Annotated in this window: 16 protein-coding genes; 14 read left to right on the forward strand and 2 right to left on the reverse strand. The window is 69.5% G+C overall.

What is annotated here, in order from left to right:
* Window positions 1-42: 42 nt before the first annotated feature.
* Window positions 43-603: a CGNR zinc finger domain-containing protein gene (locus NR112_RS08695; RefSeq protein WP_256793597.1), complete on the reverse strand. Its 561-nt coding sequence runs from the start codon at window positions 601-603 to the stop codon at window positions 43-45.
* A gap of 108 nt (window positions 604-711) precedes the next feature.
* Between NR112_RS08695 and NR112_RS08700 the strand changes: the two genes are divergently transcribed.
* The 10 genes from NR112_RS08700 to NR112_RS08745 all read left to right on the forward strand — a co-directional run bounded on the left by NR112_RS08700 (window position 712) and on the right by NR112_RS08745 (window position 21,481).
* Window positions 712-1,761 (forward strand): DMT family transporter, encoded by a 1,050-nt coding sequence (locus NR112_RS08700; protein WP_256793598.1) that lies wholly within the window; start codon window positions 712-714, stop codon window positions 1,759-1,761.
* Window positions 1,762-1,829: 68 nt separating this feature from the next.
* The gene (locus NR112_RS08705; RefSeq protein WP_256793600.1) at window positions 1,830-2,960 is read left to right on the forward strand and encodes a metallophosphoesterase; all 1,131 of its coding nucleotides are present in this window, start codon (window positions 1,830-1,832) and stop codon (window positions 2,958-2,960) included.
* Window positions 2,961-3,246: 286 nt separating this feature from the next.
* On the forward strand, window positions 3,247-3,924 hold the full coding sequence (locus tag NR112_RS08710) for a 50S ribosomal protein L25/general stress protein Ctc (RefSeq protein ID WP_256793601.1): 678 nt from the start codon (window positions 3,247-3,249) through the stop codon (window positions 3,922-3,924).
* 93 nt (window positions 3,925-4,017) lie between these two features.
* The gene (gene pth, locus NR112_RS08715) at window positions 4,018-4,617 is read left to right on the forward strand and encodes an aminoacyl-tRNA hydrolase (protein WP_256793603.1); all 600 of its coding nucleotides are present in this window, start codon (window positions 4,018-4,020) and stop codon (window positions 4,615-4,617) included.
* Between the two features lie 557 nt (window positions 4,618-5,174).
* On the forward strand, window positions 5,175-5,519 hold the full coding sequence (locus tag NR112_RS08720) for a hypothetical protein (RefSeq protein ID WP_256793604.1): 345 nt from the start codon (window positions 5,175-5,177) through the stop codon (window positions 5,517-5,519).
* Window positions 5,516-10,222, forward strand: coding sequence for a PKD domain-containing protein (locus NR112_RS08725; RefSeq protein WP_256793605.1), 4,707 nt, complete (start codon window positions 5,516-5,518; stop codon window positions 10,220-10,222). The genes NR112_RS08720 and NR112_RS08725 overlap by 4 nt, the downstream gene beginning before the upstream one ends.
* A gap of 9 nt (window positions 10,223-10,231) precedes the next feature.
* Window positions 10,232-15,928 (forward strand): PKD domain-containing protein, encoded by a 5,697-nt coding sequence (locus NR112_RS08730; protein WP_256793606.1) that lies wholly within the window; start codon window positions 10,232-10,234, stop codon window positions 15,926-15,928.
* A 285-nt stretch (window positions 15,929-16,213) separates the two neighbouring features.
* Entirely contained in the window at window positions 16,214-18,577 is a 2,364-nt protein-coding gene (locus NR112_RS08735) for a right-handed parallel beta-helix repeat-containing protein (RefSeq protein WP_256793607.1), read from the forward strand.
* A gap of 86 nt (window positions 18,578-18,663) precedes the next feature.
* A complete protein-coding gene (locus tag NR112_RS08740) occupies window positions 18,664-19,980 on the forward strand; it encodes a hypothetical protein (protein ID WP_256793608.1) in 1,317 nt (438 codons plus the stop codon).
* A 46-nt stretch (window positions 19,981-20,026) separates the two neighbouring features.
* Window positions 20,027-21,481 (forward strand): lipopolysaccharide biosynthesis protein, encoded by a 1,455-nt coding sequence (locus NR112_RS08745; protein ID WP_256793609.1) that lies wholly within the window; start codon window positions 20,027-20,029, stop codon window positions 21,479-21,481.
* Here the strand turns inward: NR112_RS08745 and NR112_RS08750 are convergent.
* Window positions 21,455-22,504, reverse strand: coding sequence for a glycosyltransferase (locus NR112_RS08750; protein ID WP_256793610.1), 1,050 nt, complete (start codon window positions 22,502-22,504; stop codon window positions 21,455-21,457). The genes NR112_RS08745 and NR112_RS08750 overlap by 27 nt on opposite strands.
* A 266-nt stretch (window positions 22,505-22,770) precedes the next feature.
* Here NR112_RS08750 and NR112_RS08755 point away from each other — a divergent pair, with 266 nt between their 5' ends.
* From NR112_RS08755 to NR112_RS08770, 4 genes are read left to right on the forward strand one after another with little or no spacing between them, the layout of a single operon-like run.
* Window positions 22,771-23,811 (forward strand): glycosyltransferase, encoded by a 1,041-nt coding sequence (locus NR112_RS08755; RefSeq protein ID WP_374511994.1) that lies wholly within the window; start codon window positions 22,771-22,773, stop codon window positions 23,809-23,811.
* A complete protein-coding gene (locus tag NR112_RS08760) occupies window positions 23,808-24,731 on the forward strand; it encodes a glycosyltransferase (protein ID WP_256793612.1) in 924 nt (307 codons plus the stop codon). Before NR112_RS08755 ends, NR112_RS08760 begins: the two co-directional genes overlap by 4 nt.
* Window positions 24,728-25,516: a polysaccharide deacetylase family protein gene (locus tag NR112_RS08765; protein ID WP_256793613.1), complete on the forward strand. Its 789-nt coding sequence runs from the start codon at window positions 24,728-24,730 to the stop codon at window positions 25,514-25,516. The genes NR112_RS08760 and NR112_RS08765 overlap by 4 nt, the downstream gene beginning before the upstream one ends.
* A 49-nt stretch (window positions 25,517-25,565) precedes the next feature.
* Entirely contained in the window at window positions 25,566-26,936 is a 1,371-nt protein-coding gene (locus tag NR112_RS08770; protein ID WP_256793614.1) for an AAA family ATPase, read from the forward strand.

Here is a 26,936-nt window from a genome sequence, read left to right on the forward strand (position 1 = left end):
TCGGGACCGCCCCGGCGGCATACGCCCTCCGTACGTGACGGGTCAGGCGTGCGCGGCTCTGCGGGCGCGGTAGGCGGCGGTGTGGGCGCGAGCCGCGCAGCCGCCCTCGCAGAAGCGTCGCGAGCGGTTGCGGGAGAGGTCGACGACCACGTCGTCGCAGTCGGCGGCCTCGCAGACGCGCAGCCGCGCGAGCTCGCCGGCGCGCACGACGTCGATGACCGCGATCGCGGCCTCGACGGCCATCCGGCGGGCGAGCGGGGCGTCGGACGGGGTGGCGTGGACGTGCCACCCCACGTCGTCGTGGTCGACGAGCTGGGGGACGGCGCCAGCCTCGGCGAGCAGCTCGTTGACGAGGGCCACGACGCCGGCCTCGTCCTCGTCCCAGAAGCCGCGCAGCCGGGGCCGCAGCGCCCGGACCGCCGCGAGCTCCGCGGCATCGCGGTCGAAGCGGCCGGTCCACCCCTGGTCGCGGTAGAGCGACTCGAGCTCCTCGAGGCAGGTCAGGCGGTCGGGGTCAGTGTCGCCGGGCACCGAGCCGGGCATCGTGTTGACGAGGGCTGCGGCACCGCCGAGGGCGACATCGGTGTCATGGGTGAAAAGCATGTTGACTCCTGACGGGTGCGGTCGCTACCGTCATGAGTGTAATCAATTTCGGTGCTGACATCTGCTCGCTCGAGACGAGCCGGTCGGCCGGAGCGGCGAGGAGCTGTCATGGCGGAGCGGGTCGTGGTCGCAGGGCCAGCGGTGGTCGGTGCCGGTGGGAGCGCCGGGCCGGGAAGGGCTGCCGTGCCGCTGTCGCGGCCGGTCCGCCACCCGCTCGTCGGCCTCGGGGTCGCCCTCGCGTCGGCCGCGGCCTTCGCGACGTCCGGCGCTTTCGGCAAGTCGCTGCTCGTCGGTGGCTGGTCGCCCGGTGCGGTCGTGACGATGCGCATCACCCTGGCCGCTGTCGTGCTCCTCGGCCCCGCCCTGTGGTCGCTGCGGGGCCGGTGGGGGGCGCTGCGCCGCAACGGCTGGGTCGTCGTCGGCTACGGCCTCACCGGCGTCGCCGGCTGCCAGCTCGCCTACTTCAACGCCGTGACGCACCTGTCGGTCGGGGTGGCCCTGCTGCTCGAGTACCTCGCGCCGGTGCTCATCGTCGGCTGGCTCTGGATGCGCCACCGGCAGACCCCGCGCCGCCTCACGTTCGCCGGGGTGGCGCTCGCCGTGGCCGGGCTGCTCCTCGTCCTCGACGTCGTGGGTGGTGGCGGGAACGTCAGCATCGTCGGGGTGCTCTGGGGGCTCGGTGCTGCCGTCTGCCTCGTGCTCTACTTCCTCCTCGCGGACCACGTCGACGACGACGTGCCGCCGCTCGCCCTCGCCGGCGGTGGCCTCGTCGTCGGAGCGGCCTCGCTCGGCCTGGCGGGGCTGGTCGGCGTGCTCGACATGTCCCGGGGTGCGGCCCGCGTGCCGCTCGGGGGCGTCGTCGTGGACTGGTGGGTCCCGGTCCTCGTCATCGCGATCGTCGCCGCCGCCTTCGCCTACGTCACCGGCATCGCGGCCGTGCGGATGCTCGGCCCCAAGGTGGCCTCCTTCGTGGCCCTGACCGAGGTGCTCTTCGCGGTGCTCTTCGCGTGGCTCGTCCTGGCCGAGCTGCCGACGCCCGTCCAGATCGTCGGTGGACTGCTCATCGTCGCCGGCCTCGTGGCGGTCCGTGCGGACGAGTCCCGCGGCCCGGGCCTCGTGGTCGACGAGCCCGTCACCGGCCCGGCCGCGCGGCCCTAGCCTTCGGCCCTGGCACCCGGACTCGGTCAGGCGCGCCGCCTCCGCCGGTGCGCCCTAGAGTGACCGGCATGCAGTGGCGTCGCGGCGTGGTGTGCGCGCTGGGGATGCTCGCCCTGGCCGGCGGCGCTCCCTGTACCTCGCCGTCCCCGACGACCCCACGGCCCCCCTCCGTGGCCGCGCTGACCTCCGACCCGGGCCCGGCGTCCGTGGCGCCGCCGGTGACGGGCGGCCTGCGACCGCCCGGCACCGCCGGGGCTCCTGCACCCTCGGCGCGCGTGCACCTGACCGCGGCCGGTGACTACGCCGCGAACGTCGCGACGACCGGTGGCGTGCTGCGGGCCCTGGCGCTCTCCGGCTCCGATGCGCACCTGGCCCTCGGCGACCTCTCCTACGGATCGCCGGGCGGGGAGAGCGCGTGGTGCTCCTTCGTGACCTCGCGCGTCGGCACGTCGTTCCCGTTCGAGCTGCTCTCCGGCAACCACGAGAGCAACGGCACCAACGGCTCCATCGCCCGCTTCGCCAGCTGCCTGCCCAACCGCCTCGGCGGGGCCGTCGGGGACTACGCCCGCCAGTACTACGTCGACCTCCCACGCTCGAGCCCACTCGTCCGCGTGGTCCTCGTCTCGCCGGGGCTCACCTTCCCCGACGGCACGTGGAGCTATGCGGCGGGCTCGGCCCGCTACGCGTGGACCGCGGCGGCCATCGACGGAGCGCGGCGGGCCGGCATCCGCTGGGTCGTCGTGGCCATGCACGAACCGTGCCTCTCGATGGGCCGCTACGGCTGCTCGAGCGGGCCCGACCTCCAGCACCTGCTCGTCTCCAAGCACGTCGACCTCGTGCTGTCCGGTCACGAGCACCTCTACCAGCGCACGAAGCAGCTGCGCGAGGGCACGGGGTGTGCACGGATCGCCGTCGGGTCCTACGTGCCGGCCTGCGTCGCCGATGCCGACACCTCCATGGTCGCCGGAGCGGGCACCGTCTTCGCCACGATCGGGACCGGTGGTGTGGCTCTGCGCCAGGTCGCGGCGACCGATCCGGAGCGCGGCTATTTCGCCGCCACCTCGGGTGCCGCCACCAACCCGACCTACGGCTTCGCCGACCTCCGCGTCACCTCGGGCGAGCTGCGGTTCTCCTTCGTGCGCGGAGCCGGGGGCAGCTTCACGGACTCATGGGTGCTCCGGCGTACGCCCCCCGGGTGACCCGCGGTCGTCCGGACGTCCGCGGGTCGCGGATTTCACCCCCCGGGCGTCCGTCCCGTAAGATCGAGCAGTTGCCTCGGCGAGGGACGGTGCACGGCTGCCACGGCAGGGCGTGACGAGGTCCGTGATCGACGCGGTGGCCTGACGTGGAGCACTTCCTGGTCGGGTTCGCCTCTGCGTGCGGCCCTGAACGACCGTCCCGCTCCGTCACTGCCGAAGACCGCGCGTCGTCCCGCGTCGAGGCCGACCACAGAGACCGCCTCATCCGAGATACCCAGGAGACCCCGTGTCCGACAACACCAAGCTCGTCGCCGAGAAGCGCACCGACTTCGGCAAGGGCGCCGCCCGCAAGATCCGCCGCGCCGGCAACATCCCCGCCGTCATGTACGGCCACGGCACGGAGCCCGTCCACATCTCGCTCCCCGGCCACGACACGATGATGGCCCTCAAGCAGGCCAACGCCCTTCTGACGATCGTCGTCGACGGCAAGGAGCAGCTCGCCCTCGCCAAGGACGTCCAGCGGGACGCCATCAAGCCGGTCATCGACCACGTCGACCTCGTCGTCGTCCGCAAGGGCGAGAAGGTCGTCGTCGACGTCGCCGTGCACCTCGAGGGCGAGGCCGCTCCCGAGACCGTCGTCACGCTCGACCACAACACGCTCCAGGTCGAGGCGCTCGCCACGAACATCCCCGAGAACGTCGTCGTCTCCGTCGAGGGCCTCGAGGCCGGCACGCAGATCCTCGCCGGCGCCGTCGAGCTGCCCGAGGGTTCGACGCTCGTCACCGACGAGGAGGCTCTCGTCGTCAACGTCACGCAGGCGATCTCCGAGGAGGCCCTCGAGGCCGAGCTCGCCGAGGCGGAGGCCGAGGCCGGCATCGAGCGCGAGGAGTCCGACGAGGAGGCCGCCGATGCCGCCGACGGCGACAGCGCCGAGGACGCCGACGCCAAGGCCGACGAGGCCTGAGGCGTCTCGCACTGATCCACCCCGCGCAACGGCACGGCGTATGCCGTGCAGTTGCCCGGGACGCACCATCCGCACTACCTCTCGAGGACGGTCATGGACACCTGGCTCGTCGTCGGACTGGGCAACCCCGGTCCGGAGTACGCCGGTAACCGCCACAACGTCGGCGCCATGACCGCCCTCGAGCTCGCTGGCCGCGACGCCTCCGGCGGCGCTGGCAGTGCCTCGTTCAAGGCGCACAGGGTTCGCGCCAGGGTGGCCGAGGTGCGCCTTCGCGTGCCGGGTCCCAAGGTCGTGCTCGCCATCCCCTCGAGCTACATGAATGAGTCCGGTGGCGCCGTGGCCGGACTCATGAAGTACTACGACGTCCCCATCGATCGCGTCGTCGTCCTGCACGACGAGCTCGACATCGACGCCGGACTCGTCCGACTCAAGCAGGGTGGGGGCGAGGGCGGCCACAACGGCCTGCGGTCGGTGTCGCGCTCGCTCGGCTCGCGGGACTTCCTGCGGGTCCGGCTAGGCATCGGTCGGCCACCGGGCCGGCAGGACCCCGCCGACTTCGTCCTTAAGGACTTCTCGAAGGCCGAGCGCACCGAGGTGTTGCCGTTCCTCCTCGACGGGGGCGCCGACGCCGTCGCCGCCCTCATCGACGTGGGCCTGCTCGAGGCCCAGCAGCGGTTCCACGCCCCACGCTGAGCAGTGTTCTGGACCGCGATTCGTTTACCCGCAGGAAGTTTTGGCATCCCCGACACATCTTGGAGATGTAGCCCTAGACTCACTCGAGTGGAGGCGCCGACTAGGAGCCTCTCCGGGGTGCCGAGGGCCGGGGGGAACTGGCTCGGGGCGCTGAATCTTTTTGGAGGCTGGTCCTCCGCACCTTTTGTGGGGGTCGCGTGTCCTGGGTTAGTCGGGTATTCACTGATGTGCGACCAAACGGTGCACGGTCCAGGCTGGCAGCAGCACCTCGTCATGTGCGCGGACTGGTCGTGGGGGCCGCTGGCTTGACCCTCGTCCTGAGCGCGTGCTCCACCGCGAGTTCCGTCTCGCCCTCCGCCGCACCCACCACGCCCAATGCTGCGTCCAGCACTACGGCGAAAGCCGCTGACGAACCCACGGGCACTGCCGTCAGACCTCCGGACCCGCTAGTTGCCTCACTGCCAAGCTTCAAACGCGCCGGCGGCCTCGGCAGGGGGCGGGCGCAGGCGGAAGCCAAGGCTTTCGACCAAGCTGTCGTCTACGCCGACGGCGTCAAAGTGAAGATCGTCGCCATCAAGCAGACCGTGACGTCCGGCAAGGGTCCCGGCGTCTTCGTCGGCTCCCCGCTGACCCAGCTGGACGTCGAAGTGACGAACGACTCATCCGCCGACCTCGTCCTCGACCAGGTCGTCGTCTCGATGGTCTACGGTTCGCCCCAGCGGCTCGCTGCAGCCGTCTACGAGGACGGCGCCGTGGACCTGGGTGGGGCTGTCGCGGGTGGCAAGTCCAAGACCGGACGCTACATGTTCTCCGTTCCCACCGCCCAGCTCTCCCGTGTGTCGCTCAACGTCGACTTCGACGGCAAGCATGCGGCGGCGACGTTCAAAGGGTCCGTTAGATGAACCTCGCCCCTCGGCGCAGCTGGACTGCCAGTCGCGGCCTTCGTGCCACCGCCATCGCCGTCTCAGTGGCCCTTACTTGCCTCGGTCTCACCCCAAGCGGTGCCACGGTCGCCCACGCCGACACGGCGCCTGAAGCGGGCGTACCCGCCACCGTAACCGCCGACGCACTGCCCACGTGGCAGGTCAACGGAGTGGTCTGGTCGCAGGTCATCGTCGGCAACACCGTGTACGTCACCGGCAAGTTCGCCACCGCCCGACCGCCGGGTGTGTCTGTCGGGGGCGCCGGGGAGGTCCCGGTCGGCAACCTCTTCGCATATGACATCCGCACCGGCAACCGCGTGCCCGGTTTCGACCACGTGCTCAACGCGCAGGGCCTGGTCGTGCACGCCACCTCGGACGGCTCACGCCTGTACGTCGGTGGTGACTTCACCTCCGTCGACGGTCAGCCGCGCGGCCACATCGCGGCCTTCGACCTCTTGACCGGCGCCCTCGTGTCCGACTTCGCGCCGACTCTCGACGGCACGGTGAAGGCGATCACCACCGACGGCACGTGGGTCTACGCCGGTGGTGGCTTCTTCCATGCCGGTGAGGTCTACCGCCAGCGCCTAGTGGCCTTTGCGGCTGTCAACGGTGGCATCTCCTCGACGTGGGCGCCGCGGGCCTCGACCTCCGACGTGCGCGCCATGGTTATGGCCCCCGACCGGTCGAAGGTCATCATCGGAGGGTCTTTCCTGACCCTGAGCGACGTGACCGCGAACGGTATGGGCGCGGTCGACCCGATCGACGGCACCGTGCTCCCGTGGGCCGCAAGCTCGGTCATCAAGGACTACGACAACGGCGGCATCAACTCACTGACGACCGACGGCACGAGCATCTACGGCTCCGGTTTCGCATTCGGCACCGGGGGCACCTTCGAAGGCAGCTTCGCGGCCAACCCCGCCGACGGTACGGTCATCTGGATCGCCGACTGCCTCGGCGACACGTACGCCGTCTACCCTGACGCCGACGCGGTCTACAGCGTCGGCCACGCGCACAACTGCAGCAACGCGGGCGGCTTTCCCGACACGAACCCGCGCGTTCGCTGGCAGCGCGCCCTGGCCACCACGAAGACGGCCACCGGCACGATCGCCGCGCCCGACGCCTACGGCTGGAACTTCACGGGTCAGGGCACGCCCTCGCTGCTGCACTGGTACCCCGGGCTCGAGGACGGCGCCGCCTCCGGCCAGTCCCAGGCCGCCTGGAGCGTCGTCGGCACCGGTGACTACGTCGCCCTCGCGGGTGAGTTCCCGATCGTCAACAACGCCTACCAGCAGGGACTGACCCGCTTCGCGAAGCGCGCCGTCGCCCCCAACCTGGCCCGCCCACGGTTCGACGTGGTGCCCGCCAAGGTCGTCCCGACGGTGGCCGCGGCGCTCCAACCCGGCAAGGTGCGCCTCACCTACGGCTCGGCCTGGGACCGCGACAACGAACTCCTCACCTACGAGGTGTTCCGCGACTCGACCATCGTCAGCACAACCACGCTGCGGACGAACTTCTGGACCACCCCGTCGGTGTCGTTCACGGACACCGGGGTGCCGGCCGGTACGCATGTCTACAAGGTCCGGGTGACGGACCCGCTGGGGAACAGCAACTACACGACCGGCTCCAACCAGGTCGTGGTGCCCACCGCGGCCCCGGCCTACGCCGGTGCGGTGCTCGACGGCTCACCCAGTGCCTTCTGGCGTCTCGGGGAGTCCGCCGGTCCGACCGCCTACGACTACACCGGAAACGGCAACGAGGCGACTGCTCTCGCAGGCGTGGCGTTCGGCGGTGCCGGCGCCACCGAGGCATCGGCCGCCCCCGACACGTCGGTATCCCTCTCCGGTACCAGCACCGGGCTGCTCGCCGGCGCGACGCCGATCACCGCCCCCGACACCTTCAGCGTGGAGGCGTGGTTCAGGACGACGACCACGCGAGGCGGCAAGATCATCGGCTTCGGCAACAAGACCAACGGCTCGAGCACGGTGACGGACCGCAACGTCTACCTCGACAACACCGGGCACGTCCTGTTCGGCGTCAACCCCGGGTCGGTGAAGACCGTCAGCTCGACGGGCGTCTACAACGACGGACAGTGGCACCACGTGGTGGCGACCCTCGGGACTGACGGCCAGCGGCTCTACGTGGACGGCCAGTTCGTCTCCCGCAACGTCGCCGTGACCAGCGCCCAAGCGGGCGTGGTGGGCCAGTGGGTCCTTGGTGGTGACACCCTCACCGGAGCCGCGAGTGCACCGACCAGCCGGTACCTCGCGGGCTCGATCGACGATGTCGCCGTCTACCCGTCGGTGCTCTCCCCGGCCACGGTGCGCTCGCACTACGTCGTGAGCGGTCGTACCGCTGCGGTGGCCCCTGCGCCGGTCGACCCGTACGGCGCTGCCGTGACCGCTTCCCACCCGTCGTCGTACTGGCGTCTCGACGAGGCCTCCGGCACCCTCGCGTCCGACGCGAGCGGCGCGAACGAGACCGGCACCTATGTCGGCACACTGACGCGTTCGCAGGCCGGCGCGGTCGGCTCGGGCACCGCAGTGCTGGCGAACGGGTCGAACGGGTTCGTCGCCAGTGCGCTCAACTCGGTGGGCCCCCCCGCCTACAGCGCCGAGGTCTGGTTCAAGACCACGACGACCAAGGGTGGCAAGCTCATCGGCTACGGCGACAAGGCGACCGGCGCCAGTGCGGTCATCGACCGCAACCTCACCATGGTGAACAGCGGGGCGTTGCGGTTCTCGACGAACAACAACACTGCGGTGCTCGACTCGCCTGCCACCTACCGTGACGGCCAGTGGCACCACGCGGTGATCGCCCAGGACGCAGCCGGGATGGCCCTGTACGTGGACGGCGCGCGGGTGGCCTCCAACACGGCATCCGCCACGACGTCCTTCGTCGGCTACTGGCGCTTCGGTGGCGACCTCACGTGGGGTGGCAGCACGAGCAGCTACTTCGGCGGAACGCTCGACGAGGCCGCGGTGTACCCTTCCGCGCTGTCCATCGCCGACGTCCGGGCCCACTACCGCGCGTCGGGTCGAGCCCTGCCCAACGCCCTGCCCACGGCTGACTTCTCCTCGACGCACGCGAAGCGGGTCTACTCCTTCGACGCCACGGCGTCCCGTGACGACGACGGTCCCCTCACGTCGCTCGCGTGGGACTTCGGCGATGGCGGCACCGCCTCCGGCGCCACGGCACAGCACACCTACAGCAAGGCCGGCAACTACACGGTCACCCTGAAGGTCACCGACTCCGCCGGCGCTGTCGCCACGAAGACCGCAGTGGTCACGGTGGACAACGCCGCCCCCGTGGCCTCCTTCACGAGCGCCGTCACGGGCAAGGCGGTGGCACTCGACGCGTCCGGCTCGTCGGATGCCGATGCGCCCATATCGAGCTACGTCTGGCAGTTCGGTGACGGAGCCACGGACGCCGGCGTGACGGCCAACCACGTGTATGTACACGCGGGTTCCTACCAGGTCACGCTCACGGTGACCGACAGTGACGGCGTGGCGGTGGCCACCACCTCGACCGTCGACGCGGTCAACGCCACCCCCACGGCTGCCTTCACCAAGGCGGTGACCGACCTGGCGGTCGACGTCGACGCGGCCGCGTCGGGCGACGCCGACGGATCGGTCATTGGGTACGCTTGGGACTTCGGCGACGGAGGCACGGCGAGCTCGGTGTCGGCGAGCCACACGTACGCCACCGGCGGCACGTACACCATCACCCTCACCGTGACCGACGACGACGGCGCCGTCGCGGTCAAGACCAACGAGGTGACGGTGCGGGCGGCGAACCAGCTGCCGACCGCCGGCTTCGCGGCCACCGCGCCGTCCGACCTCCTCGGTGCGTTCGACGCCTCGGCGTCGGCCGACCCCGACGGCTCGGTCGTCACCTACGCCTGGACCTTCGGCGACGGCCAGACGGGCACCGGTGCGACGACGCAGCACACCTACGGGGCGATCGGCACCTACCAGGTGGGTCTCACCGTGACCGATGACCGAGGCGGCTCGGCGACGACCTCGAAGGCGGTCGTCATCACGGGCCCGACCGGCGCCGACACCTTCAGCCGCACGCAGGCAACCGGTTGGGGCACCGCTGACACGGGTGGAGTGTGGACCCTCCAAGGTGCTGCCAGCACCTTCACGGTTGCCGGCGGGGTGGGCACGATCAAGCACGCGTCCGCCGGAGCCGGCGCGGCCGTACAGCTGAACGGACTTTCCTCGACCGACACCGACCTCTCGTTGCAGCTGTCCACGGACAAGCTGGTCAACGGTGGCGGACAGTACGTCTACGTCACCGGCCGCGGTTCCTTCTCCGACGCCTACCGCACGAAGATCCAGGTGACGAGCAGCGGTGCTGTGGTCGTCGCACTGACCAAGGTCGTTGGCAACACTGAGACGACCTTGACCACCAAGGTCGTGGCGGGGCTGACCATCGCCCCGCAAGGGGCGTACACGGTTCGCACTCAGACCTTCGGGACCTCACCCACCACGATCCGGGCGAAGATCTGGCCAACCGGCCAGACTCAGCCCGCCGACTGGGCGGCGAGCATCACCGACGCCACGGCCACGCTGCAGGTGCCAGGAGCCATCGGCCTGCGCACGTACATCTCGGGGACGGCCACCAACCTCCCGGCAAACATCTCATTCGACAACATCGTCGCTCGCGCGACCGGCAACTGAGGATCAACGATGCTCTCCTTCAAGTCTCCATTCGGTGGCGCCCGGCGCTCGCGCACGGTTCAGGCGGGTCGCGACGGTCAGAGCAGGGTCCGGCTGTCGGGCTCGTGGCGGCGTCGAGTGGCGCTGCCGGTCGTCATCGGAATGTTCGGCGCCGCCCTGCCGGTCGCGCTCTCGACGAGCAGCGCCGTGGCCGACACGCGGCCGCCGGCCGGCGTGCCTGCCACCGCCTCGGCGAAGGCCCTGCCTACCTGGCAGATCAACGGCGTCGGTTGGGCACAGGTCGTGGTGGGCAACACCGTCTACGTCACCGGCAACTTCACGACAGCGCGCCCCCCGGGGGTCGGCATCGGCGGCGCCGGCCAGGTGAACGTCGGCCACCTTCTGGCCTACGACATCACTACCGGCAACCGCATCGCCTCGTTCAACCACATTCTCAACGCCCAAGGACGCGGCATCGCCGCGTCACCCGATGGCTCAAGGGTCTATGTCGTCGGCGACTTCACGACGGTCGACGGCGCGGCGCGCGGCCACGTCGCCGCCTTCGACACTGTGTCCGGCGCTCTCGTGACGAACCTGGCACCCAACGTCAACGGCGCCGTGCGTGCCGTCACGGCCACCAATACGGCTGTCTACTTCGGAGGGTCCTTCAGCAACGTCAACGGCACAGCGCGCGGCAGTCTCGCGTCGGTGAACACGTCCGACGGTTCGCTGCGCAGCTGGGCCCCGGGCGTCGACGCGACCGTCTGGTCGATGGTGCTGACGCCCGACCTGAGCAAGGTCGTCATCGGCGGCCAGTTCGTCAATCTGAACGCCACCGTCGTCAATGGCCACGGTGCCGTGTCGGCTTCGACGGGCGGGATCCTGCCCTGGTTGGCGAACCAGTACGTGCACGACGCCACCAACGGAGCGGTCGGCTCGCTGACCACCGACGGGACCTACATCTACGGCACGGGCTGGGCATTCGGCGCCGGCTCCTCGTTCGAGGGCACGTACGCTGCCAACCCGGCCGACGGCTCCATCCATTGGATCTACGACTGCCTCGGCGACACCTACAGCGCGGCTGCCGCAGGGGATGCGATCTACTCCGTCGGGCACAGCCACGACTGCACCATGATCGACGAGTTCCCCGACACGAACCCGCGCGTTCGCTGGCAGAACTCACTCGCCTTCACGAAGGACGCTCGGGGCACCAACCGGGGCCCGGACGTCTACGGCTGGAACTACAACGGTCTCCCTGCGCCGAAATTGCTCCACTGGTTCCCGCAGTGGTCCAACGGCAGCTTCACCGGTCAGTACCAGGCTGGTTGGAGCGTCACCGGCAACAGCCAGTACGTCGCCGTGGCGGGGGAGTTCCCCTACGTCAACGGCGGCGCGCAACAGGGCCTGGTTCGCTTCGGCATCGGAACGACCGCCAACAACACGTCCGGCCCGACCTACGAGACCAAGCCGCCACGCGACGTGCCGTCGACGACAGCCGGCTCGGTGCGGCCCGGAACGGTGCGTGTCGGCTTCGGCTCGGCCTGGGACTATGACAACGAGACCCTGACCTACCAGGTCGTCCGCGACGGCAACACCAACGTCGGCGCCCCGATCACCCAGAAGTCGAACTTCTGGACCCTCCCGTCGCTTTCCATCACCGACACCAACGTGCCCGCCGGCAACCACACCTACCGGGTGCGGATCACCGACCCGTTCGGCAACCTGCTGCTCAGCCCTGTGTCGAACCAGGTGGCCGTCTCGAACACCATCGGCGCCTACGGCGACGCGGTCATCGCAGATGACCCGGTCGACTACTGGCGCTTCGGCGAGGCTGGTGGCAACCTCGCGCTCGACGGCGGTTCGGCCGGGCTCGACCAGTCGACCAAGGCCGGCGTGACGTGGGGCGCTTCCGGCGCGGTGAGCGGCAACACCGCTGCCAGATTCGACGGCACCAGCACGGGCCAGGCGGGCACCTCGACGCTGATCAGCGGCCCCGACAGCTTCGCCACCGAGGCGTGGATCAACACCACGACGGCCAGTGGCGGCAAGATCCTCGGGTTCGGCAACTCGAACCAGGGCGGCAGCGGTAGCTACGACCGTCACGTCTACATGACCAGCGCGGGCAAGCTCGTCTTCGGCATCTACGACGGCGGCACCCGGACCATCACCACGGCCGACTCGTTCAACGACGGGCAGTGGCACCACATCGTGGCCTCCATGGGCAGCGAGGGGATGCGCCTGTACGTCGACGGCCTCCTGCAGGGCAAGCAGCCCAGCGTCACGGCCGGCCAGCCCTACCAGGGCTACTGGCTCGTCGGTGGTGACAGCCTCGGCGGCTGGCCGGACCAGCCCAGCTCGAACTTCTTCGCGGGAGCGATCGACGAGGTCGCCGTCTACGGTGCGCCGCTGACTGAGGCAAAGGTGCGTGCGCACTACACGGCGAGCGGCCGCACCGTGAACGTCCCGCCGGCGCCGAGCGACAGCTACGGTTCCGCCGTCTACGGCTCGACGCCCGACTTCTACTGGCGCCTCAACGAGGCCACGGGCTCTGTCGCCCGTGACGAGATGGGCAGCACGAACGGCAACCTCACCGGCGGGTTCACCCTCGGTGTGGCCGGTGCCGTGCCCGGTCAGGCCGGTGACAAGTCCGTGGGTCTGGACGGGGTCAACGGCAACGTCACCGCCGCGACGACGGTCACCAACCCGACGACCTACTCCGAGGAGCTGTGGTTCAACACGACCACGACCCGTGGTGGCAAGCTCATCGGGATGGGTGACCAGCCCACCGGCAACAGCGGCGGGTACGACCGGCACGTCTGGATGCTCAACGACGGCAGGCTGCGCTTCGGCACCTGGACCGGTCAGCCGAACACCATCGACAGCAGCAGGCCGTACAACGACGGTGGCTGGCACCACATGGTCGCCACCCAAGGTGCCGCTGGCATGAAGCTGATCGTCGACGGCGTGCTCGTCGGCACCAACCCGCAAACCCAGGCCCAGGACTACACGGGCTACTGGAGGGTCGGCGGCGACACTCACTGGGGAGACGCCGACAGCCAGTGGTTCAACGGCCGAATCGACGAGGTCGCGATCTACTCGCGCGCACTCCCGCTGGCCGAGGTGCAGGCCCACTACTCCGCCAACGGCGGCACCGTGGTCAACACCCCGCCGGTCGCGTCATTCACGGCATCTACGGTCGGGCGTGACCTCACGGTGGACGGCTCGGGCTCGAGCGACCCCGACGGGAGCATCGCCTCCTACGTCTGGAACTTCGGTGACGGGGCGACGGGCAGTGGCGAGACAGCGGCACACACCTACGCTGCGTCAGGCACCTACACGGTAACTCTGACGGTGACGGACAACCGTGGAGCCGCCGTCGCGACGACCCGCTCGGTCGTCACGGTGGCCCCACCGACCGATGCCTACGGTGCTGCGGTCTACGCGACCAATCCCGACCTCTACTGGAGACTCGGTGAGAGCGGCGGCGTAGATGCTGCTGACGCCATGGGCCGCAACGGTGGCACCTACTTCGGTGGCGGTGTCAGCTACGGCGGCGTGGGCGCGGTGCCAGGCACCAACACGTCCGTCGGCTTCGACGGCAACGTCTCCGGTGTCGGATCCACGTCGGCGGTCGACAACCCGACCACCTACACAGAGGAGCTCTGGTTCAAGACAACCACCACCTCTGGAGGCAAGCTCATCGGCTTCGGCGACCGGCAGAATGGGTTCAGCAGCAACTACGACCGTCACGTCTACATGACCGCGTCGGGCCAGTTGAACTTCGGCGTCTACACCGGTGCGCTCAACGTCGTCACCTCGCCGCGGTCGTACAACAACGGCCAGTGGCACCACATCGCTGCGATGCAAGGCTCGGACGGCATGAAGCTGTACGTCGACGGGGCGCTCGTCGGTACCGACCCGCAGACCGCCGCACAGCCCTACTCGGGCTACTGGCGCGTGGGTGGCGACAGCTCGTGGGCCGACAGCAACTTCTTCGCGGGCCAGATCGACGAGGTCGCCGTCTACTCCAAGACGCTGAGCTCGGCGCAGGTGCAGAACCACTTCGTAAAGGGTGGCGGCGTGGTGGCCAACGATCCGCCTGTTGCCTCATTCACGGCAACGCTCACCGGCCGCACCGTAGCCGTGGACGCCTCGGCGTCGACCGACCCCGACGGCAACATCGCGACATACGAGTGGGACTTCGGCGACGGTGCGACCGATACCGGAGTCACTGCGGCCCACCCCTACACCGCCGCGGGGCCGCACACCGTGACGCTCAAGGTGACCGACGACAAGGGTGGCAGCAACACGACCACCCGCGCCGTCAACATAGCCAACCAGGACCCGACCGCCTCCTTCACCTCGACCTCCAACCGGTTCACGGCGACCGTCAACGGATCGGCCAGCACCGACCCCGACGGCAACATCGCGTCGTACGCCTGGACCTTCGGTGACGGAGGCACGGCCTCCACCGCGACGGCGAACCACACGTACGCCGCCGCCGGCGCCTTCAGTGTCAAGCTCGTCGTCACCGACAACGACGGCGCCACGGCGGAGGTGACCCATACGGTCACGGTCTCCGGCAACGCGGCTCCGGTCGCGTCCTTCACGACCGGTACCAACGGTCTGGTGGTGACGGTCAACGGATCGGCCAGCACCGACCCCGACGGCACCATCGCGACGTACGCCTGGATCTTCGGTGACGGGGGCACGGCCACGACCCCGACTCCGACGGCGAACCACACGTACGCCGCCGGCGGCACCTACACGATCACGCTCACGGTGACCGACAACGACGGCACGTCGACGTCGACCACCCGCAGCGTGGCCGTGGTGGCCAACCAGTCGCCCACTGCCGCCTTCACCCAGACGGCCAACGACCTGGTGCTCGCGCTCGACGGGTCCGGTTCGTCCGACCCCGACGGCACGATCGCGGCGTACGCCTGGACCTTCGGTGACGGCGACACGGCATCCGTGGTCAAGCCCTCGCACACCTACGCGGCACCCGGCACCTACACCGTGGCCCTGAAGGTGACGGACAACGTCGGTGCCGTCGACACGGTGACGAAGTCGGTCGTCGTGACCGGGCCGTTCGCGAAGGACACCTTCGCCCGCACGCTCGCGACCGGTCTGGGCAGTGCACAGACCGGTGGGGCCTGGACGCTGTCGGGTGTGGCATCGGCGTTCTCGGTGGCCAACGGATGGGGCAACATGCGGGTCGCCACAGCCGGCAAGGGTCTTGCGGCCTCGCTGGCCGGCGTGTCCTCGACCGACACCGACCTCTCGATGCGCTTCACCTTCGACACCGCGCCCACCGGTGGCGGTCACTACGGCTACTTCACGGCTCGTGGTTCCTTCAACGACGCTTACCGCACCAAGGTGTTCGTCGCGGCCAACGGCGCGATGACGGTCGCCCTCACCAAGGTCGTGGCTGGGGCGGAGACGACGTTCGCGTCGCAGACGCTCACTGGTGTCACGTTCGTGCCGGGCACGTCGTACTCGGTGCGGATGCAGGCGTGGGGCACCAGCCCCACGCGCCTTACCGCCAAGGTCTGGCGCAGCTCGGACACCGAGCCCACCGCATGGACGGTCAGCGCGACCGATGCGACTGCCTCGCTGCAGGTGGCCGGCGGCATCGTCGCCACCTGCTACGAATCGGGCACGGCCACGAACGCCCCTGTGACGTTCCGCATCGCCGACCTCGTCGCTCGCAAGACCGGCAACTGAGGTAGCTCGACCGCAGGCCCAGGAGGCCGCTCGTCCACCCGGACGGGCGGCTTCCTGTCGTTCCCGGACGCCGCGGGCCCAGACTGCGGCCCGAGCCCGGGTGGCTCGTCGGTACGAATTGATCAGGGAACTTCGCCCCTATTTGCCCGCAAATGTCCGGGTATGGTCATGAAACGGCAACGGCTGAAACCCATTTGGGCGGTGTCTCGGGGCTAACGTGTTCGGCTCCCCCCCGACGTGGGTTCCCCACCCACCAACCCCCACCCCCTGAAGGGCAACTCATCGATGACTCCTGTCCACTTCCGCACCCCTCTGAGCCGGCGGTCGCTCCCATGGTCCGGCGCGTTCGTGGCCTCGGCCCTGGCGGTCGCCGGGCTGGCCCCGGTCGCCGGCGCCGTGGCTGCCCCACAGGCCGTCAGCGCCTCCGTCGTGAGCGCCACGACCACCGATGTCACCCTCGCCCCGGGCACCGAGACACAGCAGACCGCCGGTACCACGTCCCTGACCGACGTCCTCGTGCACACCCAGTTCACCGTGCCCGACGCGTACCCCATCTACTACTCGGCGCAGGCCCGTCGCCAGGCCGACGGCAGGGCCTATCGGGCTCGCGTCGTCATCCCGGCTACCGGCCGGCAGCTGCTGCAGATCCTGCGGGTCGAGCCCGGCGGCGCCGTCACGACGCTCAAGGAGAGCCTGCTGACCGCGCCGGCGCTGGTCGGAACGTCCGTGGACGTCGACCTGTCCATCTCGGGATCGAACCCGGTCACCCTGCAGGCCCGCACCCGAGTCGGTAGCGCACCGGTCACCGACGCCTGGCAGCTGACAGCCACCGACACCACGGCCCAGCAGATCTCCGGCGCCGGGACCTCCGGCATGCACGCCTACCTCTCCCGAGGCGCGGCGAAGTCGGTGGTGCTCCGCACCACGGCCCTCTCGGCCACCGACACCACCAGGACGACACCGACACCGCCGCCGCCCACTCCGGCCCCGGTCGGCTCCAGCGGCAGCGCCCCGGTGGGCACGACCACCTACGCCGCTCCGGCAGGTGCCGTCTACGTCTCGACGAGCGGCTCGGATGCCGGCTCGGGGAGCCTGTCCGCCCCGAAGCGCACGGTGACCGCCGCGATCGCCGTCGCCCCGTCGGGTGGCACGATCGTCGTCCGAGGCGGTACGTACTACGAGAGCGTCACCGTCCCGTCGAACAAGTCGCTGACCATCCAGTCGTTCCCCAGTGAGGCGGTCTGGTTCGACGCCACGGTCCCCGTCTCCGGTCTGGCCAAGACGGGCAACGTCTGGGCCACCTCCTGGCGGGTGCACCTCGACCACAGCCCGACGGACACGCGCGGAGCACCCGACTACACCACCCCGGGCTGGCAGTTCGTCAACCCGGCCTACCCGATGGCCCCCTACCCCGAGCAGGTGTGGGTCGGCGGGGTCGAGCAACGTCAGGTCAAGTCGCTCTCGCTGGTCGGGTCCGGCTCGTTCTACCTCGACGAAGGGGCTGAGCGGCTCTACCTCGGCACCGACCCGACCGGCAAGTCGGTGCGCAGCAGCGTCCTGGGGCGCGCCTTCAGCGTGCAGTCGGCCAACACCACGATCCGCGGCATCGGCGTGCGCAACTACGCGACGTCCGTGCCCGACCAGGGTGCCGTGCGCACCAGCGGTGCGAACTTCGTGCTCGAGAACGTCGTCGTCGCCGACAGTTCGACCGGCGGCGTGGGCGTGTTCGCCCCCGGTGCACGGTTGCGCCACATCACCGTGTCCGGCAGCGGCCAGCAGGGCATTCAGGGCCACTTCGCCGACGACATCGCCATCACGGACTCGCGCATCACTAACAGCAACGACGAGCGGTTCAACCAGATCCCGGCAGCCGGCGGCATCAAGCTGACCTCGAGCCGCAAGGTGCTGCTCTCGGGCAGCGTCATCACCGGCGGAGTGGGCAGCGCCTTCTGGAGCGACATGGCCTGCTACGACCTCACCGTCGTGGGCAACACCATCGCGAACAACTCCTGGCGCGGCATCTTCCTCGAGCTGTCGTCGAAGGCCGTCGTGGCCAACAACGTGCTGCGCGACAACGGCGGCGAGCAGCTCACCTCGCGCCAGACCGACCGCGTCAAGGTGTGGAACAACACCTTCGTCGGGTCATCGAAAGCGGTTGAGTTCGTTCGTGACTCGCGCAACCAGTCCAACACCGCCTACGCGCGCGACACCCGGCGCCCCTTCCCGGACCCCGAGATGCCGTGGAGCATCGGCAACAGCCAGGTCAGCAACAACATCCAGCAGTCGAGTGCCAGCTATCTGCTCTCGGTCGAGGACTACACCCACGAGAAGGGCGCCAGCCAGCTCGGGATCGTGGCGAATGGCAATGTCTACAGCCAGCAGCGGGCCGGCGTGCCCGGGTGGCTGGTGGTGTGGGCTCGGCCCGGGACCGACCCGGCGGTCTACGGCACCCTGGCCGGTTTCATGACCGCGACGGGTCAGGAACGCCAGAGCCTGTCGCTCATTGTGCCGACCGCCGTAGGTAGCGACAATGTCCCCCTTCAGTCTGTGCTGGACAAGGTGGGGTCGGTCGCCCAGTCGCTGCCCTCAGATGTTGCCTCGGTGACCGGCCGCGCCACCGGGGCCAAGTACCTGGGGGCGTGGCGCTGACCAACGTGCACGAACGCTGACGAACCGGCCCGGCTCTCGCCCGCCTGATGGCATGATGGCGGGCGAGAGCGGGGAGGTGGGTCGGCATGCAGTTCATCGCGTGGGCGATCGCCTGCCTCATCCTGTCGGTGGCGCTGGTGCGTCGCCCGATGGTCCCCCTCATCACGGCCATGTCCATATGGGTGCTCGTGCCCGGCACCGCCGGGCACGTGCTCACCGGTGTCGCCACCGGACCCCTGGCGATCCACCCGGCCGCCGTGCTCATCATGACGAGTGCGGCGGTGCAGGTGGTCGAGCGCCCGAGACGTGTTCTCGCTGCCCTCCAGCACCGACCCGAGTGGACCGTGCTGCTCGCGACGGTGGCCGGCATCTCGAGCGTGATCGGCATCTACAGCGGCCTCGGCTTCGACTCGATCGCGGCGGCTGGAGACCAGGTGCTCTGGCCTCTCGTGCTCTTCTTCCTGCTGGGGGCCTGCCTCCTTGAGCGGCCCGAGCGGCTCCAGACGTTGCGCACCTGGTTCGTCGTCGCCGCCACGGGTGAGGCGCTGCTCGCCATCGCGCAGCTCGGACTCCAGAGCTCGATCTTCTTCACCTCCGAGTTCGCCGAGCAGCGCTTCTTCCGGCAGGACCTCAACCGGTGGATGGGCACGCTGGACCACCCGCTCATCCTCTCGTTCTTCCTCGTCCTCTCACTGTTCCTGCTCGCCTCGTACCGACGTTGGTGGGTCATCTTGCCGCTCATGCTCACGATGCTGGGCGGCATCGTCGTCACCCAGTCGCGCGTGGGTGTCGGGGTCGCCATCGTCGGCGTGATCTACGTCATCCGCCGGGCCGCGCTGCGAGGTGCCTGGCAGCGAGTCCTGCTCCTCCTCCCGCTCGTGGCGGGGGCGGCCATCGCCGTCGCCAACGGCGTCACCGACGCGATCCAGGCCCGGGTCGTCGACGACACGGGGTCCACGAGCGCGCGAGCCAACGCCCTCGGCTACTTCCTCGACCACATCGGCGAGTATTCGTGGATGGGGCAGGGCCTCAACGGCAGCTTCGCAGTCTCCGACAACGCCGGCCTGGGCACGAGCTTCGAGAGCGCCGTCCTGATGTACTCCATCGACCTCGGGATCGTGGCAACAGCGTTCTACTTCGGGGTCATGCTCATGACAGTGATCCGAGCGTTCGGGCGCATGGTGATGGCGGGGCCAGTCGGGTCGGGCGTTGCCGCCTTGCTCATCCCGCAGTCGTTCAGCGCCCTGTCCGGCAATACGGCAGCGCCCATGATCGTCTGGGCCATTTTCGCGATGACAGGGTTCGGCGTGCTCCTGGAGCGCGGCCCCCAGCGTCACTCGGTTCCCCTGCGCCGATCCGCGCACGAAGATACGTTCTCCTCAGGAACGGTCCGAACGCGTTGATCCAATTCCTGACCAAGTCTGGCTACACGGCGGGAGGATTTCGGTCATGGCGAGCCTCGGCCGATTGGCAGCACGTGGGGCGGGTGTCACCTTTGGTGCTCAGCTAACCCGCTTCGCACTGCAGATCGTGTCGCTCGCGGTGCTCTCACGCATCCTCACCCCCGCCCAGGTGGGGCTGGTCGCCATGGTCACGGCAATCCTCAACGTGGCAGAAATCGTACGCGACTTCGGTCTCTCGGCGGCAGCGGTATCGGCCAAGACCGTCTCGATTGCCGAGCGCAGCAACCTGTTCTGGCTGAACCTGGCCATCGGGACCGCATGCTCGGTCGTGGCCGTCGCTCTGGCCCCGGTGCTCGCACGGCTGTACGGAGAGCCGGAAGTGCAGGGCATCGCCTACGCTCTTGCCGGCCTCTTCGTGGTCTCCGGCGCGAACACCCAGTACCGAGCCGACCTCAGCCGGGCGATGCGCTTCTCGGCTCTGGCGATCACCGACATCGGCGCCCAATCAGTGAGCGTCATCGTGTCCATCGTGGCGGCCCTCTCCGGCGCTGGCTACTGGGCGATCGTGCTGCAGCAGGCGACCTTCGTGATCTCCACCTTTGCCATCAACCTCGTGCAGTGCAGCTGGCTGCCAGGGCGCCCTCGCCGGGATGTCAGTGTGCGTGCGTTCGCCCGCACAGGGTCGCACCTCCTTGGTACCAACCTGCTTGGGTTCGCGGTGAACAACATCGACAACGTCGGCATCGGAGCAGTGTGGGGCCCAACCGCGGTCGGCCTTTACAGCCGTGCCTTCCAGTTGCTGCAGGTGCCCCTCCAGCAGGTGAACGCGCCGCTGTCGAGGGTGGTGCTGCCCGTGCTGTCCCAGCTGCACGACCAGCCGGAGGTGTTTGACCGGTTCTTCCAGCGATTTCAGCTCGCACTCTGTTACGCCCTTGGTCTCGGTTTCGCCGTGCTCGCCGGGGTGAGCGACCCCCTCGTCCACGTGTTGTTCGGGCCCGCATGGGCAGGCGCCGCGCCCATCCTGGCGGTGCTGGCGTGCAGCGGAATCTTCCGAGGCATCGACTCCGCCAACTACCAGCTGTGGGTGGCCAAGGGGCTCACCGGCAAACTGCTCAAGTTCTATCTCGTTTCCCGCCCGATCATGATCCTGTGCATCCTCGCTGGGCTGCCCTGGGGCCCGATCGGGGTGGCGTTCGCACACCTCGTTGTGGCCGTCGCCCACTGGGCAGTCGGCCTGCGTTATGTGTGTGTGCTCGCTGGCACCGACTGGCGCCCCATCCTCGGGCAGTCGGTCCGCACCATGCTGCTCGTGATCGGCCCGGCCGGACTGGTCGCGTGGGCAGCAACCCAGATCGTCGCCGGCCCCGTCCTGCGCCTCGCCGCCGGGGTGGCGGCCGGCCTGTTGTGGGCGGTTGTCTCGACAGCTCTGATCCCGCCGGTGCGTCGCTCCGCGGCGCCGCTCGTAAGCGTAGCCTTACGGGCCGTGCGTTCCGCGGCCTGAGGGCACGGGCCGCAGGTACTCGTAGCGCACCGCCCCGTAGGCGCCCATCAGGATGCCGAACCCGCTCGCCACGTCGACGGCGCCGCGGGCATCGCCCGGCACGTCCCGGCGCAAGCGGGCCAGTGCCCGACGTGCGCTGCCCCGTGCGATCCGATACCCGCCCCGTGCGGTCAACTCGGCCCGGGCCCGCCAGATCGAGCCGTCTTGGCGCGCCAGAACTACCGCGACTCGGCTCCATGTGTTGCTCGTGCGCATGGTCCGAGTGAACACCCACCTGCGCCGCGACCGAGCGGCCGGCACGAACTCGGTCACGGATGCCTCCTGGCACCAGCGGATCTGCTCACCCCGGCCGCGTAGCGCGTGGGCGAGCATGGTGTCGCTGCCGCCGCTGAGCCCGAACTGCTCGTCGAAGCGGATGTTGTGCCGCTTCAGTGCTGCCAGGTCGAGCAGGAGGTTGGCCGAGCTCGCCCCGGGGTTGAGGGCGCCGGTCGTGCGGTGGGCGCGGTCGAACAGCCCACTCGCGCGCACCCAATCGTCGGCCTCGCCGACAAACACCGAGGTCACCGGGCCGGTCACGGCCGCGCACCCCCACGCCTTCCAGCTGTCGAGCAGGCTCTGCAACCAGCCGTCGTCGGGGATCTCGTCGTCGTCGATGAACACGAGCGCGTCCGCCCCCTCGGCCTCGTCGATCGCCCGGTTGCGGGCGGCCGAGATGCCGGGACGCCGCTCATGAACGTAACGGGCGCCGGGTATGTCCAGTCGCTCGAAGTCCTTGCGAGCGCCTCCTTCAGGATCGTTGTCGATCACGACGACCGTGCCGCTGGCGCCGCGCAGAGCGGCGACCTGAGCGACGAGTAGTGGCACCGTCCGGGCCATGTCGTCGTTGCGCTGGTACGTCGCCATGCCCACCACGACGGTGGGATGCAGCTCGGCGCCCTCGACCGGGTCCCGGGTGTCGGTGTCAGCGGGCACCGGTTGCGTCGCCTGTGGCTGGCCGGTGGGCTTCTGCTCGCTGGTCGACACCGTGCATTCCCTTCATCATGCGCCATTCTGCATAGTCGATCGTAGTGCGCAGGTACCATCGCCTCAGGCACTTGGGGAGAACATCTGCCGAAGTCGCAAAATCGTGGAGGGGGGCTGGCGTGTCTGGGGGGAAACGTCGGGTGGTGGCTGTCTGGCGCAATCTGTGGCTGCCTACATCCGAGACCTTCGTACGCGACCACGTACTCGGGTTGCGTACTTGGTCAGTCCTGCCCATCGGGCTGCACCATGCCGACCAAGGGATGGGAGTGCGGCCGCTGAGGGCGCCGTTCCCCTACACCCCGTTCGGCCGCCGTCTCGCTCGAGCCTCGAGCCGGGTTGGGCACCCGCTGATCTACGACGCCCTACTCCGCCGCGGCGGCGCTAGCCTCGTACACGCCCACTACGGCACCGGTGCGGCTGAGGCCCTGCCGATCGCCAAACGGGCTGGGCTGCCGCTCGTCGTCACGTTCCACGGGCACGACGTCAACCGGGCGCCGTCGGAGGACGCTGACGGCTTCTACGGCCGCCGCCTCAGCGAAGTGTTCGCCTACGCCGACCTCTTGCTCCCGGTGTCGCGCTTCCTCGCGGGTCGCCTGCTTGAGCTCGGCGCCCCGCCCGAGAAGGTTCGCGTGCACTACCTTGGGGCCCCGGTTGCGGCCATGCTGCCCGACCCGTCACATCAGCGTTCCGGCGTCGCCTACGTGGGGCGGCTGACCGCCCAGAAGGGCGTCGAAGACCTTATCCGGGCGTATGCCGCTCTGCCGCCCGACATGCGGGCCGCTGCGTCGCTCAGCATTGTTGGCGACGGACCCGAAAGGGCCCGGCTCGGGGCGCTGGCGACGGATCTGCTCCCCGACGGTGACGTGAGATTCCTCGGACCGCGGTCGTCGGCCGAGGTGACCCACCTGCTCTCGTCGACGCGGCTGTTCGTCGCTCCGTCCAAGCGCTCGTCCGACGGCGCGGCTGAGGCCTTCGGTCTAACGATCATTGAGGCCTCGATGGCGGGCGCCCCTGTCATTGGGTACGACTACGCCGGCGTCCCCGAGGCCGTCGCCGACGGCGAGAGCGGCCTGCTCGTGCCAGAAGGGGACATCGCCGCGCTGACCGCGGCTATGGTCCGCGTGCTGGGCGACCACGCCCTGGCGCAGTCGCTGGGTCGGGCAGGGCAACAGCGCGCGGTGCAGAGCTTCGACGGCCAGCGCCAGATGGAGCGGCTGGAGGCGCTCTACGACGACGTGGTCGGCCTCGGACCGTCCAACAGCCCTACGACGACGACGATCGCGCCGGCGAGCGGGTCTCTCGCGTGATCACCGTCACCGTGGCCGTGCCCACCTTTCGCCGAAACGACGACCTCCTGGAGCTCGTGCCCATGCTGCGCGATGCGGCGGCCGCCCTCGAGCAGCGACCCGGCTTCGCCGTGCGCGTGCTCATCGTTGACAACGACCCGGCGGGTGGAGCCGAGGTCATCGTGCGCTCGATGGGCGAGGGCGTCGACTATGTACATGAGCCTGTTCCGGGCCTGAGCGCCGTGCGCAGCCGGGCGATCGCCGAGAGCGGCTCCAGCCGGTTGCTCGCCTTCATCGACGACGACGGCCGGCCCGGGCCGGGTTGGCTCACGCTCCTGGTCGACGCGTGGATGATCGACGAGCCCGCGGCCGTCGCGGGTCGGGTGCTCGAGAGCTACGAGAGCGAACCCGACGCATGGCTGGTCGCCGGAGGCTTCTTCCGCCGCCGCAGTCTGCCCACCCGCACGGTCGTGCCCGTCGCCCCGGCCGGCAACCTCTTGCTCGACCTCGACGCGGTGCGTTCCCTGGGTCTCGACTTCGACCCGCGCTTCGGGCTCACCGGGGGGGAGGACACCCTCTTCACCCGTCAGCTCTCCGACAGCGGTGGCCGCATCGTGTGGTGCGATGAGTCGCACGTCATCGACCAGGTGCCGACGAACCGAATGAACCGCACGTGGGTCCTCAATCGCTCGTTCAGCCACGGGAACACGTGGTCACTCGTCGAGCGGGCCATGACCGCCGGTCGCGCCGCGCGGCTGCGGGCTCGCGCCCGGTGCGCCGGAGGAGGCGCCGGCCGCGTCGTGGCCGGGTTGGGTCGCTACGCCCTCGGGATGCTCACTCGGTCGGTCGCCGGCCAGGCCAAGGGGCTTCGGCTCGCCTACCGAGGAGCGGGGATGGTCTACGGAGCCCTCGGCCGCACCGTCGAGGAGTACGCACGGTGAATGTCACGACGAAGCGGGGGCCGGCGGCCGCCGCCAGACGATGGGTGCGTGGGCAGGGCTGGATGCTCGGTTCGGTCACGGGCACGACGGGCGCCTCCGTGGTCATCACCCTGGACGACGGACCCGACGAGGTCGAGACCCCGAAGGTGCTCGAGGTGCTCGCCCGACACGAGGCCACCGCCACGTTCTTCGTGCTCGTGGGCCGTGCTCGGCGCCATCCACACCTGCTGACCCGCATCCGGGATGCCGGCCATGAGATCGCGCTGCACGGCCCCGACCACCGGCCCCTGACGACGTTCGGCTTCACCGAGGCGCGGCGTCGCACCCGGGCCGCTCGCGCCGAGCTCGAGCAGCTCGCCGGGGTGCCGGTGCGATGGTTCCGTCCGCCGTACGGCAGCCAGACGCCCGTGACCTGGGCCGCCACCAGGAGCGCCGGTCTCGTGCCGGTTCTGTGGGACAGCACCACCTGGGACTGGAAGAACGTCACGCAGTCGGAACGCTTGGACAAGGCGATCGAGGGTGCCCGGCCGGGTGCCCTGCTGCTCGCCCACGACGGGATCGCCGGAGCCGACGACGGCGTGACCGACGCGCCCCCGCCCCTGCTCGAACGGGCGGCGCTGCTCGACCAGGTGCTGGACGAGCACCGTCGCCGGGGTCTCCGAGGCAGGTCGCTGGGCTCGGCGCTGCAGGACGGCGCCCTCGTGCGCAGCATCGTCTTCACCGGAATACGACAAAACGGGCAGGTAGAGCAGATGGCTAGCGACATGATAGGGAAACGTCGATGAGATCCGGAAACCACGAGCCGCAGTCCGGCCCGACGCCAGGAGGTTGGGGATGGAGCATTCCAGCTACTGGTCACTGATCAAGCGCTACATCGTGCTCATCGTCGCCTGCAGCCTTCTTGGTGGTGCCATCGGGGCTTTCATGCAGCTGAAGGACGCCTCGGGCTACCTCGCCTCAGCTCGGGTCTTCGCCAACAGCAAGCGCGCCGACAACGTGGCCGTCTCGCAGTCCACCTCGCTGGCCGTCCAGCGGATGGAGAGCTACATCCGGCTTGCCAACAGCACACGTCTCGCCGATCGAGTGATTGCACGCCTCGGTGGCAACTCGAGCGCGGCAGCCATGGCCGACCGGATCTCGGCCACCCTCGACAAGGACACCGTCATCATGACGCTCAACGTCCAGGGGTCCACCCCTGACGAGGCTCGCCGGGTGATCGAGGTCCTGCCCTCCGAGTTCACGGCGCTCGTGAACCAGCTCGTGGACCTGCCCGTCACCAACGACAACGCGACCACCTTCACGATCGTCGACGGGCCCTTCGTCAGGAAGAACTCGTCGCTGACCAAGCTCGTCGTCTCGACCGTGTTCGGTCTCATCCTGGGAGCCGCCATCGGGCTTGCCATCGCCTCGATCCGACTCAGGCGGATGGCCACCCGGACACCGCAGGGCGTGACCGGCATGACCGGGATGCCCGTCGTCGGCATCATCCCCGGGGGAGACCGGGGGAGGCGGAAGAACGACTCGATGCTGCCGGAGGGCCGCCGTCTTGCCTACCACCGGCTGGCCCGCAACCTCAGCCACCTCGCCACCACCAGGCATCGACTCGTCGTTGCGTGCTCGCCGGCCGGCGAGCCGTCAGCCACCCCGACCGTCATCGGGCTGGCACGAGCGCTGGCCCAGCGCGGTGACGCCGTGCTCGTGGTCGACGCCTCGTTCAGCGGCCACGGCACGGCCGAGGCGTTCGAGGTGGCGTCGAACGGCAACGGGCTCGAGGCCGTCAAGGGGGTGCTGGGCCTCGACGAGGCCGTGACCAAGACCCCGTTCCCGAACCTGCGGTTGCTCCAGCTCGGCCACAGCCACGAAGAGCTGCTGGAGATCGGCGCCGGACACAAGCTCGCCGAGCTGCTCGACTACGCCCGGACGCAGTACGACACCGTGCTCGTCGACGCCTCCCCGGTGCTGTCCCAGGCGGACATCCCGACGGCCGTCGAGATCGCCGACTGCGTCATACTCGTCATCGACCAGTTCGAGACGCCGGCCGCCGAGACCCGGGCCGCCATCAACGGTCTCAGCGCCATGACCACCGCAGCCATCGGTATCGTGATCGACCGGGCCGTGAGCGCCAGCATGAGCCGCGTGCAGATGGAGATCGGGCTGGTGCTCACGACTCCGGAGGAGTCAGAGGAAGCCCTGAGCCTGGGATGA

It is taken from the genome of Terrabacter sp. Ter38, assembly GCF_024519435.1.
Taxonomy (GTDB): domain Bacteria; phylum Actinomycetota; class Actinomycetes; order Actinomycetales; family Dermatophilaceae; genus Terrabacter.

What these genes read in the sequence shown, in the direction of transcription:
- NR112_RS08695 (WP_256793597.1), bottom strand. Translation starts at nt 603, where the DNA reads ATGCTTTTCACCCATGACACCGATGTCGCCCTCGGCGGTGCCGCAGCC.
- NR112_RS08700 (WP_256793598.1), top strand. Translation starts at nt 712, where the DNA reads ATGGCGGAGCGGGTCGTGGTCGCAGGGCCAGCGGTGGTCGGTGCCGGT.
- NR112_RS08705 (WP_256793600.1), top strand. Translation starts at nt 1,830, where the DNA reads ATGCAGTGGCGTCGCGGCGTGGTGTGCGCGCTGGGGATGCTCGCCCTG.
- pth (WP_256793603.1), top strand. Translation starts at nt 4,018, where the DNA reads ATGGACACCTGGCTCGTCGTCGGACTGGGCAACCCCGGTCCGGAGTAC.
- NR112_RS08725 (WP_256793605.1), top strand. Translation starts at nt 5,516, where the DNA reads ATGAACCTCGCCCCTCGGCGCAGCTGGACTGCCAGTCGCGGCCTTCGT.
- NR112_RS08730 (WP_256793606.1), top strand. Translation starts at nt 10,232, where the DNA reads ATGCTCTCCTTCAAGTCTCCATTCGGTGGCGCCCGGCGCTCGCGCACG.
- NR112_RS08735 (WP_256793607.1), top strand. Translation starts at nt 16,214, where the DNA reads ATGACTCCTGTCCACTTCCGCACCCCTCTGAGCCGGCGGTCGCTCCCA.
- NR112_RS08740 (WP_256793608.1), top strand. Translation starts at nt 18,664, where the DNA reads ATGCAGTTCATCGCGTGGGCGATCGCCTGCCTCATCCTGTCGGTGGCG.
- NR112_RS08745 (WP_256793609.1), top strand. Translation starts at nt 20,027, where the DNA reads ATGGCGAGCCTCGGCCGATTGGCAGCACGTGGGGCGGGTGTCACCTTT.
- NR112_RS08770 (WP_256793614.1), top strand. Translation starts at nt 25,566, where the DNA reads ATGGAGCATTCCAGCTACTGGTCACTGATCAAGCGCTACATCGTGCTC.